Source organism: Pauljensenia sp. C0170B5 (assembly GCF_056590195.1).
Map to the genome: position 1 here is coordinate 691,546 of NZ_JBWPVR010000001.1, position 17,938 is coordinate 709,483.

Consider the following 17,938-nt stretch of genomic DNA (forward strand, 5'->3'; position numbering starts at 1 on the left):
GACGCCTACCCCTGATGAGGTGCAGCCGCAGGGGCAGATGCAGGCGCTGGGATCCTTCCAGGCCCCCGACGTGGTGGCCCAACGCACCGGCATGTTCGGCGTTCACGACGCCGGAGACACCACCGGTTTCGGCGGGCTGCAGCAGGCCGCGACGTTCGCTGCCCCCAGCCAGCGGCCGTACGGATCGTGGTTTGACTCGGTCGTGGACATCCTCGAAGAACTGATTACCGAGGATGGCCTTGATGTCAACGACGTCATCGAAAAGGTCGTTGTCGAACACGATCAACTGACGATCTTCATTGCGCGCGAGCACATTCAGCGCGTGGCACGTCACCTGCGTGACGACCAGGACCTGCGCTTTGAACTGTGCATCGGCACCAACGGCGTGCACTACCCGGCCGACAGGGGCCGTGAACTCCACGCCATTTACCCGTTCATGTCGATCACCCATAACAGGATGCTGCGACTGGAAGTCACGTGCCCGGACGCAGATCCGCACATCCCCAGCATCGTCGACATCTACCCCGCGAACGACTGGCAGGAACGCGAGACGTGGGACCTGATGGGCATTATCTTTGATGGCCACCCCTCTTTGACGCGTACTGCGATGCCGGATGACTGGGTAGGACACCCGCAGCGCAAAGATTACCCACTGGGCGGCATTCCCGTGGAATACAAGGGAGCCACCGTTCCACCGGCCGACACACGGAGGTCGTACAACTGATGAACGCACAACGTGTCAATTTCCGGGCAACCCCCGGAACAGCCAACATCGATGTCGACGACATTCCCGAAGTCATGGCGCAGGGCGGTGACTGGGAAGACGTCCTCGCCGAAATCGAAAAGATCACGAACGAACGCATCGTGCTCAACATGGGTCCAGTGCACCCCTCGACGCACGGCGTGCTCCGCCTGGTCCTTGAACTGGACGGCGAACTCGTGCGCGAAACACGCGTTGACACCGGCTACCTGCACACCGGCATCGAAAAGAACATGGAATACCGCACGTGGACACAGGGCGTCACATTCTGCACCCGCATGGACTACGTCGCACCGTTCTTCCAGGAAGTCGGCTACTGCCTGGCGGTGGAAAAACTGCTGGGCATCACCGACCAGATTCCAGAGCGCGCCACGCTGATCCGCGTACTCATGATGGAGCTCAACCGTGCAGCCTCGCACATCGTGGCAATCGGAACCGGCGGCAACGAGCTGGGTGCCACCACGATGATGACCATCGGCTTCCGCGCACGTGAAGAAATCCTGCGAATTTTCGAACGCATCACCGGCCTGCGCATGAACCACGCGTACATCCGACCTGGCGGCGTCGCACAGGACCTGCCGGCAGGAACGGTGGACTTCATCCGTGAAAAGCTGCCGCGCATCCGCAGAGACGTGGGCGAACTGCAGGACCTCACCTTGCAGAACCCGATCTTCAAAAAGCGTTTCGTTGGTACCGGCTACATGCCGCTGTCAGCAGTTATGGCGCTCGGTATGACCGGACCGGGCCTGAAAGCGGCCGGCATTCCGTTTGATCTGCGAAAGATGCAACCGTACTGCGGGTACGAAGATTTCGAATTCGACGTTCCCACCTACGATTCATCCGACGCCTACAACCGCACACTCGTTCGCTTCGACGAGATCTACCAGTCACTGCGCATCGTCGTGCAGGTGCTCCGACGCCTCGAGAAGTGCGAGGGCGGTCCGACCATGGTTGATGACCCCTCGATCGCGTGGCCGGCACGGCTGTCGGTTGCAACCGACGGACAGGGCAACTCGCTCGAACATATCCGCGAAATCATGGGCGAGTCGATGGAGTCGCTGATTCACCACTTCAAGCTGGTGACCGAGGGATTCTCTGTTCCCGCCGGTCAGGTATACCAGACCATCGAACATCCGAAGGGCCTGCTCGGGGTCCACGTAGTCTCCGGCGGTGGCACGCGCCCCTACCGCGCGCACTTCCGTGACCCTTCATTCGCCAACCTGCAGTCATTGTCCATCATGACCGAGGGGGGCCAGCTGGCTGACGTGGTTGTCTGCCTGGCAACAATTGACCCTGTTTTGGGAGGTGTTGACCGATGAGCTACGCGCCAGAAGTTGAACAGCGTCTGCGTGAAGAAGCGGCGCTGGTTGTGGACCGGTATCCCACCGGACATTCACGCTCAGCACTGATTCCGCTGCTGCACCTCGTGCAATCCGTTGACGGATACATCACTGCTGACGGCATCGCGCTGTGCGCTGACATCCTCGACCTGACACGTGCGGAAGTATCCGCTGTGGCGACGTTCTATACCCAGTACAAGCGCCATCCCACGGGAGACTACCTGGTGGGCGTGTGCACGAACGCGCTGTGCGCCGTGCTGGGCGGTGACGCAATCTGGGAGGCCGTCTCACAGCATGTGGGAGTTGGCACCGATGAGACCAGTGAATCCGGCAAGATTACGCTGGAACGCCTCGAATGCAACGCCGCGTGTGACTACGCGCCCGTCATGATGGTCAACTGGGAGTTCTTCGATAACCAGACACCGCAGTCAGCGATTCAGCTGATCGACGACATCGAGGCCGATAAGCCGATCCACCCGACGCGTGGTGCCGACACGGTCCACACGTTCAAAGAGGTCGAGCACGTACTTGCCGGTTTTCTTGATGGTCACGAGCATGAGGGCCCTTCGGCGGGCGAGAACTCACTGCTGGGCCTGCGCATCGCAGAGCAGAACAACTGGAATGCTCCGGTGCGGACCGGTTCTGAACAGGAGGAGGACAAGTGAGCTCCTTAAGCGCACCATCAACCCTCACGCCGATCCTGACGCGCGGGTGGGATGCAGAGCGGTCATGGACGCTGCAGTCTTACCTGAGCCGTGGCGGATACGAAGGATTGAAAGCCGCCCGCGCCCTTGAACCGTCTGACATCGTCGAGAAGGTCAAGGCTGCCGGTCTGCGAGGCCGAGGCGGCGCAGGCTTCCCGACCGGACTCAAGTGGTCCTTCCTGCCTCCCGATGACGGCAAGCCGCGGTACCTCGTGGTCAACGCCGACGAATCAGAACCGGGAACCTGCAAGGACATCCCGCTGATCATGGCGAACCCGCACATTCTGGTTGAAGGCATGGCGATCACATGCCGCGCCATTAACTGCCACCACGCTTTCGTCTACCTGCGTGGCGAGGTCGTCCACGTCTACCGCCGCCTCCTGAATGCGATTCGCGAAGCTGAAGAGGCTGGCCTGCTGGAAGACCTGCGCATCATTGCTCACGCAGGTGCCGGTGCCTACATCTGCGGTGAAGAAACCGCACTGCTGGACTCCCTGGAAGGTCGTCGCGGACATCCGCGCCTGAAGCCCCCGTTCCCGGCAGCTGAAGGCCTGTACGCGCGCCCGACTGTTATTAACAATGCCGAATCCATTTCGCAGGTGCCAGGGATTTTCCGCAACGGAGACGACTGGTACGCCTCGATGGGCACGGAAAAATCCAAGGGCCACGGTATTTTCTCCGTCTCAGGCCACGTCAAGAACCCAGGCCAGTTTGAAGCACCATTCGGCATCACGATGCGCGAACTGATCGACATGGCCGGAGGCATCCGCGAAGGCCACACCCTCAAGTTCTGGACACCAGGCGGATCATCCACCCCGCTGTTTACCGAAGCTGAACTTGATGTGTCCCTCGATTACGAATCCGTGGGACAGGCCGGATCGATGCTGGCAACGCGTGCACTGCAGGTGTTCGACGAGACCACATCGGTCGTGCGCGTCATTACCCGCTGGACCGAGTTCTACCAGCACGAATCGTGCGGCAAATGCACGCCGTGCCGTGAAGGAACGCACTGGCTCAAGCAGATCATGCTGCGCCTGGAACAGGGCAAAGGACTTCCCGGAGACGTCGATCTGCTCGAAGAGATCGCCGGGAACATCGCCGGTCGCAGCTTCTGCGCACTCGGTGACGCTGCAGCCACACCAATCAGGTCCGGCATCAGCAAGTTCCGAGAAGAATTCGAAGCCGGTTTGACGACGCCCGCACAGGAGCTGTTCCCGTACGAAGCGTCAGCTAACTTCACTAGAGGAGGTGCCCGATGAGCGACGCGCCAGAAATGGTCGATATTACGATCGATGACATCCAGATGTCCGTTCCCAAGGGAACGCTGGTCATTCGCGCTGCGGAACAGGCTGGAATTCGTATTCCACGATTCTGCGATCACCCACTGCTCGCACCTGCAGCTGCATGCCGCCAGTGCCTTGTCGAAGTCGGAATGCCTGACCGCAAGACCGGCGAGCTGCGCTTCATGCCCAAGCCGCAGCCCTCATGCGCACAGACAGTCAGCCCGGGAATGGTCGTCAAGACCCAGTTCACCTCCGAGATTGCCGACAAAGCACAGCGCGGCGTTATGGAGTTCCTGCTGATCAACCACCCGCTGGACTGCCCTATCTGCGACAAGGGCGGCGAATGTCCCCTGCAGAACCAGGCCATGACAGAAGGACGCGCAAAGTCACGATTCGCTGACGCCAAGCGCACTTTCCCCAAGCCTCTGAAGCTGACCAGCCACATCATGCTGGACCGTGACCGCTGCATCCTGTGCCAGCGCTGCGTGCGTTTCGGTAAGGAGATTGCAGGCGACGCGTTCATCGACCTGCAAGGTCGCGGCGGCGGTACCTCACCGACAGACGACCATTACTTCATGGGCGAACAGATCGGCTCCTTCGACACCCAGGTCATCGGGTTCCACGACGAAGGTGCCCACGACGCGAGAACTGTGCCGCTGTCTGGTCCATACGGCGAGGCTGGCGTCATTGGATCCATCAACGGGGGAGAGCTTCCACCATCAGGATACGACCAGTCGGGACGCGCATTCGCCTCGTACTTCTCCGGCAACGTTATTCAGATCTGCCCGGTCGGCGCGCTCACCGCGTCGTCCTACCGCTTCCGTGCACGCCCCTTCGACCTGGTTTCCACACCGTCGGTGTCAGAACACGACGCATCCGGATCAGCGATCCGTATCGACGTGCGTCGCGGCCAGGTCGTGCGCCGCATGGCCGGCAACGATCCGGACGTGAACGAAGAGTGGATCACCGACAAGGATCGCTTCGCCTTTGAATGGGATCGTGAATCCCGCCTGACCACACCGCTGGTTCGCGAAAACGGTCAGATGGTGCCGACCTCCTGGGCCGACGCGCTGCACCGCGTGGCTGAAGGACTGAAGGTGGCGCGTGACAAGGGAACAGTTGGCATGCTTCCTGGCGGCCGTCTGACCTTCGAGGATGCCTGGGCATGGTCCAAGTTTGCTCGCACTGTTGTGGGGACCGATTCCATCGATGCACGCGTTCGCGAAACCAGCGAGGAAGAACGCCAATTCCTCGCAGCACACGTAGCAGGAACAGGCCTGGGTGTGACGTATGCGGATCTGGAAAAGGCCGGGAGCGTCCTGCTGGTCGCACTCGAGCCCGAAGACGAATGCGGATCCATTTTCCTGCGCTTGCGTAAAGGCGTCCTGAAGGGAACCACTCACGTCACGACCATTGCGCCGATGACGACAAGTGGATCACTCAAGCTCAACGCACAGGTGGTGCACGCCGCACCCGGAACTGAAACCGAAGTTCTCGCGTCGCTCACCAGCGGAGCAGCGGCCGAAGGCACCGCCCTCGTCGAGTCTCTGTCCGACGGCGGGATCATCCTGGTCGGAGAACGCGCAGCGCGCACCCCCGGGCTGCTGACTGCAACCGCCAAGCTCGCTCAGGCAACTGGAGCCCGACTCCAGTGGGTTCCACGCCGAAGCGGTGACCGCGCAGCGGTTGAAGCCGGACTTCTTCCCGGCCTGCTGCCATTTGGTCGCTCACTTGCCGATGCCGGTGCCCGCGAAAGCATGGGCTGGGATACGGCAGGCATGCCGACCACAACCGGCATGGACATTCAGGACATTCTGGACGGTGTGCGCACCGGCTCTGTCAGCGCCCTGATCGTGGGAGGTGTTGACCTGCGTGACCTGCCCGATCCGAAAGCGGCACGCAATGCGCTCGACGCAGTGGACTTCCTCGTGTCGATGGAAGTGCGCGCGTCCGATGTCACTGAGCTTGCTGACGTGGTGCTGCCCGTTGCCCCGCCACTGGAAAAGAACGGTACCTTCATCAACTGGGAAGGCCGACTGCGCCCCTTCGGCCAGGCGATCTCGTCACGCTCGCTGACTGATCGCGATGTGCTCGTGCGACTGGCGCGCGAATTTGATGTCGATCTGGGTGGAGCCACGCTGAAGGATCTGTATGACGAGGTCAACCCCGTGATGGACTGGTCCGGTGAACGCTGCGTCATGGATGTGGCTACCACAACCGCCCCGCCCGTCGAATCGGTGAGCGAGGGACAGGCTGTTCTGGCCACTCACAAACCGATGCTCGACGCCGGACGCCTTCAGGACGGCGCACCGCAGCTGGCTGGAACAGCGCGCCGCCCCGTTGCCTTCATCTCGCAGGCAACGCTGTCGGCTTTGGGAATGTCGCAAGGCGACACCCTGACTGTTAGCTCCGAACGCGGATCGCTCACGCTGCCGGTGGAGGTCACCGATCTGCCCGATCGTGTGGTCTGGCTGCCTGAGTGCTCCCAAGGATCACTTGTACATGAGTCACTGGGAACAGCCGGTTCCGTTGTGACGCTCTCACACGCAGTGGAGGTGACCCGATGATGACAACGCTTCCGCTGGCGATTCCCGACTACACAGTGGCGGACTTCTCCCAGGAAACGTGGTGGCTGACCCTCATCAAAGCGGTCTTCATCATCTTGTTCCTGATTTTCAACGTGTTGCTCGCCCTGTGGGTGGAACGACGCGGACTGGGACGCATGCAGACCAGGCCCGGCCCGAACGTTGCCGGCCCGTTCGGCCTGTTCCAGGCTTTCGCTGACGCGTTGAAACTGCTGTTCAAAGAGGACATGTGGACCAGGCGCTCCGATAAGTTCCTCTACTTCATGGCCCCGGCCATCGCAGCGTTCTGCGCATTCAGCGTGTTCGCAGTGATCCCGCTTGGCCCGAACGTCAACATGTTCGGCCACTCAACGCCACTGCAGCTGGCCGACATGCCGGTTGCTGCGCTGTATATCCTGGCGATCACCTCGCTGGGCCTGTACGGCATCGTCCTCGGTGGCTGGTCGACGCGTTCGACGCTGCCGCTGTACGGCGCCGTGCGTTCATCCGCGCAGGTGATCTCCTATGAACTGTCGATGGGCCTGGCCTTGGTCTCCGTGTTCATTATGTCGGGATCAATGTCCACCTCCCAGATCGTTGCCGCACAGACTCCGTTCTGGTGGGCAGTGACGCTGGCACCCGCCTTCGTTATCTACTGCATCTCGGCAGTCGGCGAGGTCAACCGTCTGCCTTTTGACCTGCCCGAAGCTGAAGGCGAACTTGTCGCCGGACACATGACGGAGTACTCCTCCATGAAATTCGGCTGGTACTACCTGTCCGAATACGTCAACATGCTGAACGTGTCAGCCGTGGCAACCACCATGTTCTTTGGCGGATGGCACGCACCGTGGCCGTTGTCGCACGTGCCCGTCATCAACGACGGATGGTTCGGAATCGTGTGGTTCTTCCTGAAGATGTGGTTCTTCATGTTCCTGATGATCTGGACGCGAGGCACGCTGCTGCGTATCCGATACGACCAGTTCATGCAGTTTGGCTGGAAGCGTCTCATCCCGGTTGCCCTGGCATGGGTCGTTGCCGTAGCAGTGCTGCGTGGAGTGACCGCCTGGGTTGACACCTCAATGCCGGTGATCCTTGGCGTGATCCTCGCGATCTTCGTCATCGCCCTTGCAGTCATGTGGTTCCTGGATTCCGGTGAGGGCGAAACCACCGGCGAGGGAGACGACGTGACCGAAACGTTCGATCCGTTAGCCGACGGATTCCCTGTCCCGCCCAAGCCCGGCCAGCAGCTGCCGCCGTCACCGCGAGCCGGCAGAGCCCAGCCAGTTGGGGTTGCAGCCAACACGACTGTCGCGACTGATGCTCAGGAGGAAACCGATGAGTAAGTCAGACAAGCATCTTCCGCCATTGGGACCCGATGAGGAGCTGCTCTACGAGCACGATCATCGCGGCCCGGTCAGTGAGTTCTTTGCCCCCGTGGCAGGGTATGGCGTGACGATCACGTCATTCTTCCGCCCCACTGTCACCGAACAGTACCCCTTCGAGGGGCCGTTCGTGCAGCCGCGTTTCCACGGGCGCCACCAGCTCAACCGTTACGCCGACGGCCTGGAAAAGTGCATCGGCTGCGAGCTGTGCGCGTGGGCCTGCCCGGCCGACGCCATCCTCGTCGAAGCCCACTCAAACACGCCTGACGCACAGTACTCGCCAGGGGAACGTTACGGCGCGGTCTACCAGATCAACTACCTGCGTTGCATCTTCTGCGGATTCTGCATCGAAGCTTGCCCCACGCGTGCGCTCACCATGGGACACAACTTCGAACTGTCGGAGTACCGCCGCGAAGCGGAAATCTACGAAAAGCACCAGCTCCTTGTTCCCCTTGCCGACGGCATGCTGGCACCACCACACCCGATGGTCGAAGGCATGTCCGACGACGACTACTACAAGGGTGAGGTGACTGGACCGACGCAACGCCAGATCGACTGGGTACGCGAGCGTCGACCCGAAGATTCTTCACTGCAGTCCGCTCAGCAGGCGGTTGCACAACCAGTTGAACAGGAGGCTGCGCGGTGACAGAAACAGCATGGCCACTGATGGGCAGCACAGGCGAGGCGATCCTTTTCAGTTGCGTCGCCGTCGTCATGGTGCTGGGCGCCCTCGGTGTGCTCTTCTTCAAGAAAGCTGCGTACTCCGCGATCTGTATGGTCGCGGTGATGATTGGACTGGCAGTATTGTTCATCGCTCTGGGAGCACCGTTCTTGGGTGCTGTCCAAGTCGTCGTCTACACCGGCGCCATCATGATGCTGTTCTTGTTCGTCATCATGATGATCGGCCTGGGAGCCACCGACGGATACCAATTCCAGTCACGCGGTGCAATCACTGCCGCATGCATCGGCGGGCTCGGCATGATCGCCATTTTTGCCGGTATCGGCGCGAAAACAGTGTTGTCCGCGAGCAAAGCCTCGAGCGTTGACCCGTACTCCAATGAGCCGGTCACCTCGCTGGCATCCTCACTGTTCGCAGACCACTGGATGTCAATGGAACTAGCGGGCACTCTGCTCATCACTGCCGCGATCGGCGCGATGCTGCTGACTCACACGGACCGCCTGGGACCCTCGTTCAACCAGCGCACTACGGCTGAAGCCAAGATGAAGGCCTTCAAGGAAAGCGGCCGTCACATTGGACAGCTTCCGGCGCCTGGCGTGTTCGCTCATTCGAACGCAACGGACGTTCCGGCAATCGGCGGCGACACACTCGCCCCGGTGGAAGATTCCGTGCCGCGTGTCTTCCGCGTGCGAGGATTGGGCCGTTCACTGAACCAGGTTGCCCCTGACATTGCAGAGTCTTTGCAGCTGACGCGCGCCGGGCTGCTGGACGATTCACCATTCAAGGCAGGAAAAAACGTGTCGGTTCCTCGATCCGGAGCCTGGGGCATGCCGGGGCCTTCCGCGCCCACCGGCCTCAACCAGCCTGAAGCGTCCGCGGCTGACCGCAACGCGCAGGCCGAGACCTCGGCCAACGAAGCTGATCCGAAGGGCATGGGCGAGGTGCAGACCGCACCGGATGCCGGACAAGCCAATACTGATCATGTACAGGGACCGGGCGCGAACGCCGGCCCTACGCAGGGCGGAAGCAATAACAATGCTCAGCCGCACACACCTGGTGAAGGAGCTGCCAAATGAGTATGGCATGGTACCTGATCCTCGCGGGCGTGATCTTCTCCATCGGAGCGGTCGTAGTCCTCGTGAGGCGTTCCGCTGTGATCTCACTGATGGGTGTGGAGCTCATGCTGAACTCCGCGAACCTCGCCCTCGTGACCTTCGCACGTATCCACGCAGATGTTGCCGGACAGATCATGGCGTTCTTTGTCATGGTTGTCGCCGCAGCTGAAGTGGTCGTCGGACTGGCCATCATCGTATCCATCTTCCGTGCACGCGCGACAACCGGCGTGGACGACAACAACCTGCTAAAGAACTAAGGGAGGACCATTTCAATGACCACTACCCTCCCCGCTTTGACGGCCGCAACAGGGCCGGCAGCACTTGCGTGGCTTATGGTCGCGATCCCACTGGCGTCCGCAATCCTGTTGCTCGTCCTTGGGCGGCGCGCAGACAAATGGGGCCACATCCTCGGTGTGATCGCCTCGTGGGCGTCATTCGTTGTCGGCGTCGTTATCCTGGTGCAGATGCTTGGACTTCCAGCAGGTGAGCGACGACTGTCCATCGATCTGTTCTCGTGGATTCCGGCCGGCGACCTGTCCATCAACTTCGGAACCCTGATCGACCCGCTGTCGATGACCTTCGTGATGCTCGTGACCTTCGTGGGCTCGCTCATCCACGTATACGCCATCGCCTACATGGAACACGACCGGGATCGCCGCCGCTTCTTTGCCTACTTGAACTTCTTCATCGCCTCCATGCTGACACTGGTCATCGCGAATTCTTACGCAGTGCTCTTCATGGGATGGGAAGGCGTAGGCCTTGCCTCATACCTGCTGATCGGCTTCTGGAACCAGGTGCCCGACAATGCGACCGCCGCGAAGAAGGCGTTTGTCATGAACCGTGTCGGTGACATGGGCATGCTGATCGCCATGATGGGGATGGTTGCCTATGTCGGCTCCGTCTCCATGAATGACGTCAGCACTGCAGCTGCGGGACTGTCCACTGCACAGGCGACACTCATCGGTATCTTCCTGCTGGTCGCTGCCTGCGGTAAGTCCGCGCAGTTCCCACTGCAGGCATGGCTCGGTGACGCAATGGCCGGCCCGACGCCGGTGTCCGCGCTGATCCACGCGGCCACGATGGTGACCGCAGGTGTGTACCTGATTGTCCGCTCCGGCGCGATCTTCCTGGCAGCCCCTGCCGCATCACTGACAGTGGCGATCATCGGTGCGATCACGTTGCTGTTCGGCGCGATCGTCGGTTCGGCCAAGGACGACATGAAGAAGGTGCTGGCAGCATCAACGATGTCGCAGATCGGCTACATGCTTCTGGGTGCGGGCCTTGGCCCCATCGGCTGGGCGTTCGCCATCTTCCACCTGTTCACGCACGGTTTCTTCAAGGCATTGATGTTCTTGGGAGCAGGCTCCGTCATGCACGGCATGAACGATCAGGTCAACATGCGTCGCTTCGGTGCCCTGCGCACCGCGATGAAAGTCACCTGGATTACGTTCGCATGCGGCTGGCTCGCCATCCTCGGCGTGCCGCCATTCTCCGGATTCTTCTCAAAGGACAAGCTCATCGAGGCGGCATTTGCAGCGTCCTCGTTCTCCGGAATGTCAACACCCTGGGCTCCATGGGTATTCGGCCTGGTCACCATGTTCGGTGCCGGAATCACCGCGTTCTACATGTCGCGCCTGTTCTTCATGATCTTCCACGGAGAAGCACGCTGGACAGATTCGACACCCGAGCAGGAAGTCCACCCGCACGAGTCGTCCCCTCTGATGACCATCCCGATGATCATTCTGGCGGTTTGCTCGGTACTCATCGGTGGACTGCTCAGCATCGGCGGAGCATTCACCTCATGGCTGGTTCCCGCAGTGGGGGAGACCCCTCACGTTGAGCCGGTCCTGCCGGTGTGGCTGATCCAGGTCGCCACCCTGCTGCTTGTCGTGATCGGCGTCGCCGTTGCGTGGTTCATGTACGTGAAGAAGCCGGTCCCGATTGGCGTCCCGGCAGGCAACGCGCTCACGCAGGCTGCACGCCAGGATCTGTACCAGGACCACATCAACGAGAAACTCTTCATGATGCCCGGACAGGCGTTGGTCACCGTGGCAACAGAGGGCGATCGAAAGGTGGTCGACGGTGCAGTGGGCGGCTTGAGCTGGCTCACCGTTGGTGCGGGTCGCCTCGTCGCCATCACACAGAACGGTTTGGTGCGAACCTATGCGTCTTACATCCTTGGCGGCGTTCTTGTCGTCTTGGCAATCGTCCTCGGCTTCAGGCTGTGAGGGTGAGGAGGAGAATCAATGACTACTACTGATCTCATCCAGTCCAGTTCAATCCCGTGGCTGACGATCATGGTTGCCTGGCCGCTCGTGGCCGGCGCACTGGTCGGCCTCATCCCGGGGTTGCGTGCGCGCGGACGCCTCGTGGCGTTGGGCGCCTCGCTCATCGAATTGGTGCTCGGTATCATCGTTGCCACGCGATTCGACTGGACCACACCTGCCACACACCAGCTCGGTGAATCATATTCGTGGATCCCGCAGATGGGCGTGTCATGGGCGCTCGGCGTAAATGCCCTCGGTCTTGTGATGATCTTGCTGGCCGTCGCACTGGTGCCGCTCGTTCTGCTTGCTGCGCCTGCTCGCCTCGCCGGTTCCACGCACGAGGGCGACGCGCGCGACGCTGACGCTGACGAACGTGAGTCGCGTGAGGGCGCCTATAGCGCGCTGATCCTCGTCCTTGAAATGTTCATGGTCGTGATCTTCGCAGCCTTCGACGTAATCGTCTTCTACATCGCATTTGAAGCGATGCTGGTGCCGCTGTTCTTTATGATCGGCACCTACGGAGTGGGCGAGGCCGTGGCACGCCGTAAGGCTGCCATCAAGTTCCTGCTGTACTCGCTTGCCGGTGGCCTGGCCATGTTGGGCGGTCTGGTGGCACTGTGGGCAGTTGTCCCGCAAAAGTCCGAGACGTTCTTCCGCCTGGACACTCTCTCTCAATTCACCCCGATGCTGCCGTCCTCGTGGGCAATGGGAATCTTCTGGGCCTTCATGGTCGCCTTCATCATCAAGGCGCCGATGGTTCCGGTCCACACATGGCTGCCTGACACGGCGGCAGTTGCCCGCCCAGGTACATCCGTCCTGCTGGTCGGCGTGCTCGACAAGATCGGCACATTCGGAATGATCACGCTGTGCGTGAGCCTTTTCCCGCAGGCAGCGGCCAAGTGCGCCGTCGCCATGTGCGTTGCCGCCATCGTCTCAATCCTGTGGGGCGGTCTGGCCGCCATCGGACAAAACGACATTATGCGACTGGTGTCCTACACCTCGGTGTCACACTTCGGCTTCATGGTGCTGGGCATCTTCATCGGCTCGCAGCTGGCGTTGACCGGCGCGATGATCTACATGGTCGCTCACGGTGTCTCGATCGCCGCCATGTTCCTGATCTCCGGCTTCCTGACCCGCCGAGGCGGGACACGCGAGATTCCTGCATACCGCGGAATGCAGCGTGTGACTCCGGTGATCGCCGGCACGTGGTTGGTGTCCGGTTTGGCTTCAATCGCCCTGCCTGGCTTGTCAGGGTTCGTCCCTGAATACATGGTGCTGATGGGGTCCTTCTCCGTGTCAGTTCCGATCGCGCTGTTCGCTGTGCTGGGTGTCATCATTGCCGCCCTGTACGTGCTGCTGCCGTATCAGAAGGTCTTCACCGGCCCGCCAAACGAACCAATGCGCCACCTCACTGACATGAACGGTCGCGAAAAGGCCGTCGTGACGCCGCTGATCATCGCGATGGCTGTCATCGGCTTGTGGTCTGCTCCGATTGTCGGAGCACTGACCCCGGTATCAGACCAGGTCTTGAACGCAGGAAGCGCGGCGAGTGCGCCAGCGCAGACAGATGGGCAAACCTCTGACGCACCTGCCGATACGTCAACTGAAGGGAGCTCCAAGTGATTCCCATGAACGTCGCTACAACTACGGCCAGTGTTCCGTGGGCGAGCCTGACACCAGTGCTGATTGTGCTCGGTGGAGCAGTACTGGCAGTCCTGGTTGAATCATTTGCCCCCGCACGCCTTCGTCGCCCGCTGGGAATTGGGGTCTCCCTCGTCGTGACCGCTGCAGCTATCGTCGTGCTCTCATGGCGCTGGGTTGTCGTAGCTGACACGCCGCAGGGTTTCGATGAATACATTGAGGACCCGCTGACAGTGGGTGCGCAACTGATTCTTGCCGTCATCACCTTCCTGGCGTTGCTCGTCATCGCGGATCGTACGCAGATTCGTGATGGAGCCTTCGCTGGACAGCCCTCGGACCGTCCCGGTTCCGTCGATGAGGAGCTGACAGAAAAGAAGCGCTACCAACGTTCGGAAATGTTTGCCCTCGTCCTGTTCTCGCTGGGTGGCATGATGGTGTTCCCTGCAGCGGACTCAATGATCATGCTGTTCGTGGCACTCGAGGTGATGTCGCTACCGCTGTACATCCTGTGTGCAACAGCGCGCCGTCGCCGCCAACTGTCACAGGAAGCCGCGCTGAAGTACTTCATCCTCGGCGCATTCGCCTCGGCCTTCTTCCTGATGGGCATGGCACTGCTGTACGGATACTCAGGTGGACTGAAGTTCTCCGGAGTGTACAAGGTCATGACCCAGAGCACGGGCGAGATGGACTGGCTGTTGCTGGCCGGCATCGTCATGGTGCTGGTGGGCCTGCTCTTCAAGGTTGGTGCTGCCCCGTTCCACGCATGGACGCCTGACGTTTACACCGGCGCACCCAGCCCGATCACCGGTTTCATGGCAGCTGCAGTGAAAATGGCTGCCTTTGCCGCGATCCTGCGTTTCTACCAGGTCCTCGCCGGACACTTCACATGGGATCTGCTGATCCCGATGAGTATTATCGCTGTCCTGACGATGGTGGTTGGCACCGTCGCAGGTCTGGTCCAAACAGACATCAAACGCATGCTGGCGTACTCGTCAATCGCGCATGCGGGCTTCATCCTGCTGGCGGTCTTGTCCCTGGTCAAGGGATCGGCAGGCCACGTCCTGTTCTACGTCCTGGCATACGCGCTGGCCACCATCGGCTCCTTCGCTGCGGTTACGCTGGTTCGCTCCGGCACCCGCTCTGGTGATTCGCTGGAGGTAGGCGGAGAGGCAACGGCTTTGGATCGCTGGGCCGGACTGGGCAAACGCAGCCCGCTGCTGGCAGGCAGCGTCCTGGTGTTCCTGATGTCATTCGCCGGCATTCCATTGACCAGCGGCTTCATTGGAAAGTTCGTTGTATTTTCAGATGCCTTCGCTGGCCAACTCGGATGGTTGGTTGCGATCGGCCTGCTGTGCTCCGTGGCAACAGCGTTCTACTACTTCCGTGTTGTTCGCCTGATGTTCTTCACTGAACCAAGTGAGAACACCGTGGTCATTAAGAGCGAAGGCCTCACTGCGATCGCTATTGCTGTGTGTGCGCTTGGGACGATCCTGCTGGGCATCGTTCCTGGGCCCGTCTTGTCAATGCTCTCAAATGTCGCTATCTTCTTGCCGTGACAGCTGTGAATTCTTATTCCGTACTTGACCTTGACGTCCCTTCTCTCGAAGCGCGTATCACTCCTGCGCTGGAAAGCGTGGAGGAGCTGCTGAACGACGCAGTTCGAGGCGGGCGTGACCTGGTCGAAGAACTCACACGCCATCTGAGCGTGGCGGGAGGCAAACGGATCCGCCCGGCTTTGACGCTTGTGTGTGCGCAGCTCGGTGACCCCGAGCGCGCAACGAGCGAGCGTGTCATCAGCGCAGCAACCGCAATGGAGCTGACGCACCTGGCATCGCTCTATCACGACGACGTCATGGACAGCGCACCCACTCGGCGCGGGGTTACCTCCGCACAGCACATGTGGGGTAACAACCGCGCCATCCTCGCTGGCGATGTGCTCTTTGCCAGGGCATCACGCCTGATAGCTTCCCTGGGACCTGAATCGGTGGCGCATCACTCAGACACCTTTGAGCGTCTGTGCATGGGGCAGCTCAACGAAACCTTCGGACCACCCGAAGACGCCGACCCGGTCGAGTTCTATCTGCAGGTTTTGGCAGATAAGACAGGATCGCTCCTTTCAGCATCAGCTTTCTTTGGAGCCTTCCACGGCGGAGCCGGCAGAGAGGTCGCTGACCTTGTTGCCACCTACGGTGAGAAGGTCGGCGTCGCATTCCAGATCGCTGATGATGTTCTGGATCTTGCCTCCACAGGTGAGACCTCAGGGAAGACCCCGGGAACTGACCTGCGTGAAGGCGTGGATACACTGCCCGTCTTGCTGTTGCGCCGCCACGTGGCACACAACGGTGACGATGCGGCAGGCCAGGAAATCCTGGACGCAATCGACGGGGATCTGAGTTCCGATGGCGTCCTGGCTGACGTTGTTGACATGCTGCGCCATCACCAAGTGCTGCAGGAGACTCGCGACCTAGCTGAAAAGTGGTGCGACGATGCAGTGGCAGTGCTGGACGCCCTCGACGATTCTGAACCCAAACAGGCGCTGACTGCTTTCGCTCATCTTATGGTCAACCGCTTGTCCTGATCGTGCGTGGGCGGCGCCATAGTGCCGTTCCTGTGAAGCGCGCTAGGATGGTGTGTTGTATCGAAAACGCGGCTCGAGCCACGCTCATTCGTGCGTGGTGAGCCTGAGAAGGGACGAATGACTGTGACAGCAACGAACGTTGCCGTTGTCGGGGCCGGCCCGGCTGGTATTTATGCTTCGGACATCTTGTCGAAATCAGATCTCGATGTGAATATCGACCTGTTCGAACGCCTGCCTGCTCCCTACGGACTCGTTCGCTACGGCGTGGCTCCTGATCATCCGCGCATCAAACAAATCATCGTTGCCCTCTACAAGATCCTGCAGCGAGGCGACATCCGCCTGCTCGGCAACGTGGAGATCGGTCGCGACGTGACGATCGACGATCTGCGCGAACACTACGACGCCGTCATCTTGGCAACCGGAGCTGACCGTGATGCTCCGCTAAACATCCCAGGTGTCGACCTGCCGCAGTCATATGGTGCAGCCGACTTTGTCTCGTGGTACGACGGGCATCCGGACTACCCGCGCACCTGGCCGCTTGACGCGCGCGAGGTTGCCGTCATCGGTGTGGGCAATGTGGCGCTGGATGTGTCCCGCATCCTCTCTAAGCATGTGCATGACCTGATGGTGACTGAAGTGCCGGACAACGTGGCGAAAATTCTCGAAGACAATCCCATCACCGATGTACATGTTTTTGGCCGCCGAGGTCCCGCGCAGGTCAAGTTCACGCCACTCGAGCTGCGTGAACTGGGCAAAGTGCCCGACGTTGACGTGATTGTCGATGAGGAAGACTTTGATTTTGATGAAGGCTCCGAACAGACGATGCGCTCATCCAACCAGCAGCGCCAGGTCGTCAAGACACTGACGAACTACGCCTCGGTGGATCCAGACGAGCGTCACGCTTCTCGCCGTATCCATATCCACCTGTTCCAGTCACCTTCGGAGATTCTGGCGGACAGCAAAGGTAACGTGCGCGCACTGCGCACCGAACGCACTGAACTGGTCGGTGACGGCAGTGTGCGCGGCACCGGAGTGATGACTGACTGGCCAGTGCAGGCCGTGTACCGGGCCGTCGGGTACTTTTCGTCGCCCATCCCCGGCGTGCCGTTTGACGAGGTTCGTGGCGTGATCCCGAATAACGAGGGACGCGTTGTCACCGAGCCGGGGTCAACGGAAATTGTTTCAGGCGTGTACGCGACCGGATGGGTGAAGCGTGGCCCCGTGGGCCTGATCGGCTCCACGAAGTCGGATGCGCAGCAGACCATTGCGCACCTGGTTGAAGATGCAGAGGCTGGCGCTCTGCATGCCACCAGTGAAGCAGTGGGGCACGATGCGATGATCAAACTGCTTGACGAGCGTGGCGTCGCGTACACGACATGGGAAGGCTGGGAGCTGCTGGATGCGTACGAACGCGAACTGGGCTCACGGTATGGTGAGCTTTCTGGTGGTCGCGGCATCCGTGAGCGCATCAAGGTTGTCTCCCGCAATGCGATGACGGCGATTTCTCGCGGTGAAGAGCATTCGCACGACGATGAGGACCTGATTGGTCAGCCCGGTGAGATGGGCGTGCCCACGGCTATTGAGCGATTTGGTGATCACTACACCGGTCCGCGCGGCGAATGAGA

Annotated in this window: 13 protein-coding genes and 1 pseudogene; all 14 read left to right on the forward strand. The window is 60.6% G+C overall.

All coding sequences use genetic code 11. The features are described 5' to 3' along the window. The first annotated feature begins 37 nt into the window (after positions 1-37). The 14 genes and pseudogenes from AC1EJZ_RS03095 to AC1EJZ_RS03160 all read left to right on the forward strand — a co-directional run bounded on the left by AC1EJZ_RS03095 (position 38) and on the right by AC1EJZ_RS03160 (position 17,936). Entirely contained in the window at positions 38-724 is a 687-nt protein-coding gene (locus AC1EJZ_RS03095; RefSeq protein WP_070725414.1) for an NADH-quinone oxidoreductase subunit C, read from the forward strand. Continuing rightward, the gene (locus tag AC1EJZ_RS03100) at positions 724-2,079 is read left to right on the forward strand and encodes an NADH-quinone oxidoreductase subunit D (protein ID WP_070725367.1); all 1,356 of its coding nucleotides are present in this window, start codon (positions 724-726) and stop codon (positions 2,077-2,079) included. The genes AC1EJZ_RS03095 and AC1EJZ_RS03100 overlap by 1 nt, the downstream gene beginning before the upstream one ends. Continuing rightward, positions 2,076-2,765, forward strand: coding sequence for an NADH-quinone oxidoreductase subunit NuoE (nuoE, locus tag AC1EJZ_RS03105; protein ID WP_058237194.1), 690 nt, complete (start codon positions 2,076-2,078; stop codon positions 2,763-2,765). The genes AC1EJZ_RS03100 and nuoE overlap by 4 nt, the downstream gene beginning before the upstream one ends. Further along, a complete protein-coding gene (gene nuoF / locus AC1EJZ_RS03110) occupies positions 2,762-4,063 on the forward strand; it encodes an NADH-quinone oxidoreductase subunit NuoF (RefSeq protein WP_480293931.1) in 1,302 nt (433 codons plus the stop codon). Before nuoE ends, nuoF begins: the two co-directional genes overlap by 4 nt. Further along, positions 4,060-6,654, forward strand: coding sequence for an NADH-quinone oxidoreductase subunit G (locus AC1EJZ_RS03115; RefSeq protein ID WP_058237192.1), 2,595 nt, complete (start codon positions 4,060-4,062; stop codon positions 6,652-6,654). The genes nuoF and AC1EJZ_RS03115 overlap by 4 nt, the downstream gene beginning before the upstream one ends. Then, positions 6,654-7,994 carry an NADH-quinone oxidoreductase subunit NuoH gene (gene nuoH, locus AC1EJZ_RS03120; protein ID WP_058237868.1) on the forward strand — a complete coding sequence of 447 codons (1,341 nt, stop codon included), beginning with the start codon at positions 6,654-6,656 and terminating at the stop codon, positions 7,992-7,994. Before AC1EJZ_RS03115 ends, nuoH begins: the two co-directional genes overlap by 1 nt. Beyond that, positions 7,987-8,679 (forward strand): NADH-quinone oxidoreductase subunit NuoI, encoded by a 693-nt coding sequence (gene nuoI, locus AC1EJZ_RS03125; RefSeq protein WP_058237191.1) that lies wholly within the window; start codon positions 7,987-7,989, stop codon positions 8,677-8,679. The genes nuoH and nuoI overlap by 8 nt, the downstream gene beginning before the upstream one ends. 20 nt (positions 8,680-8,699) lie before the next feature. Further along, positions 8,700-9,593, forward strand: a pseudogene (locus AC1EJZ_RS03130) (NADH-quinone oxidoreductase subunit J); the annotation flags it as partial. Between the two features lie 191 nt (positions 9,594-9,784). Continuing rightward, positions 9,785-10,084, forward strand: coding sequence for an NADH-quinone oxidoreductase subunit NuoK (gene nuoK, locus AC1EJZ_RS03135; protein WP_058237190.1), 300 nt, complete (start codon positions 9,785-9,787; stop codon positions 10,082-10,084). Between the two features lie 15 nt (positions 10,085-10,099). Then, positions 10,100-12,055, forward strand: coding sequence for an NADH-quinone oxidoreductase subunit L (nuoL, locus tag AC1EJZ_RS03140; protein ID WP_480293932.1), 1,956 nt, complete (start codon positions 10,100-10,102; stop codon positions 12,053-12,055). Positions 12,056-12,073: 18 nt separating this feature from the next. Further along, positions 12,074-13,717, forward strand: a complete 1,644-nt coding sequence (locus AC1EJZ_RS03145; protein ID WP_480293933.1) for a complex I subunit 4 family protein — start codon at positions 12,074-12,076, stop codon at positions 13,715-13,717. Between the two features lie 5 nt (positions 13,718-13,722). Further along, complete coding sequence (gene nuoN, locus AC1EJZ_RS03150) at positions 13,723-15,291, forward strand: NADH-quinone oxidoreductase subunit NuoN (RefSeq protein ID WP_058237866.1); 1,569 nt, start codon at positions 13,723-13,725, stop codon at positions 15,289-15,291. Continuing rightward, complete coding sequence (locus AC1EJZ_RS03155; RefSeq protein WP_480289486.1) at positions 15,288-16,313, forward strand: polyprenyl synthetase family protein; 1,026 nt, start codon at positions 15,288-15,290, stop codon at positions 16,311-16,313. The genes nuoN and AC1EJZ_RS03155 overlap by 4 nt, the downstream gene beginning before the upstream one ends. A gap of 123 nt (positions 16,314-16,436) precedes the next feature. Then, positions 16,437-17,936, forward strand: coding sequence for an FAD-dependent oxidoreductase (locus tag AC1EJZ_RS03160; protein WP_117394388.1), 1,500 nt, complete (start codon positions 16,437-16,439; stop codon positions 17,934-17,936). Positions 17,937-17,938: the final 2 nt, after the last annotated feature.

Bases quoted from the DNA above. Each gene is read 5' to 3' on its own strand.
- AC1EJZ_RS03095 (WP_070725414.1), top strand. From the start codon at position 38: ATGCAGGCGCTGGGATCCTTCCAGGCCCCCGACGTGGTGGCCCAACGC.
- AC1EJZ_RS03100 (WP_070725367.1), top strand. From the start codon at position 724: ATGAACGCACAACGTGTCAATTTCCGGGCAACCCCCGGAACAGCCAAC.
- nuoE (WP_058237194.1), top strand. From the start codon at position 2,076: ATGAGCTACGCGCCAGAAGTTGAACAGCGTCTGCGTGAAGAAGCGGCG.
- AC1EJZ_RS03115 (WP_058237192.1), top strand. From the start codon at position 4,060: ATGAGCGACGCGCCAGAAATGGTCGATATTACGATCGATGACATCCAG.
- nuoH (WP_058237868.1), top strand. From the start codon at position 6,654: ATGACAACGCTTCCGCTGGCGATTCCCGACTACACAGTGGCGGACTTC.
- nuoI (WP_058237191.1), top strand. From the start codon at position 7,987: ATGAGTAAGTCAGACAAGCATCTTCCGCCATTGGGACCCGATGAGGAG.
- nuoK (WP_058237190.1), top strand. From the start codon at position 9,785: ATGAGTATGGCATGGTACCTGATCCTCGCGGGCGTGATCTTCTCCATC.
- nuoL (WP_480293932.1), top strand. From the start codon at position 10,100: ATGACCACTACCCTCCCCGCTTTGACGGCCGCAACAGGGCCGGCAGCA.
- AC1EJZ_RS03145 (WP_480293933.1), top strand. From the start codon at position 12,074: ATGACTACTACTGATCTCATCCAGTCCAGTTCAATCCCGTGGCTGACG.
- nuoN (WP_058237866.1), top strand. From the start codon at position 13,723: ATGAACGTCGCTACAACTACGGCCAGTGTTCCGTGGGCGAGCCTGACA.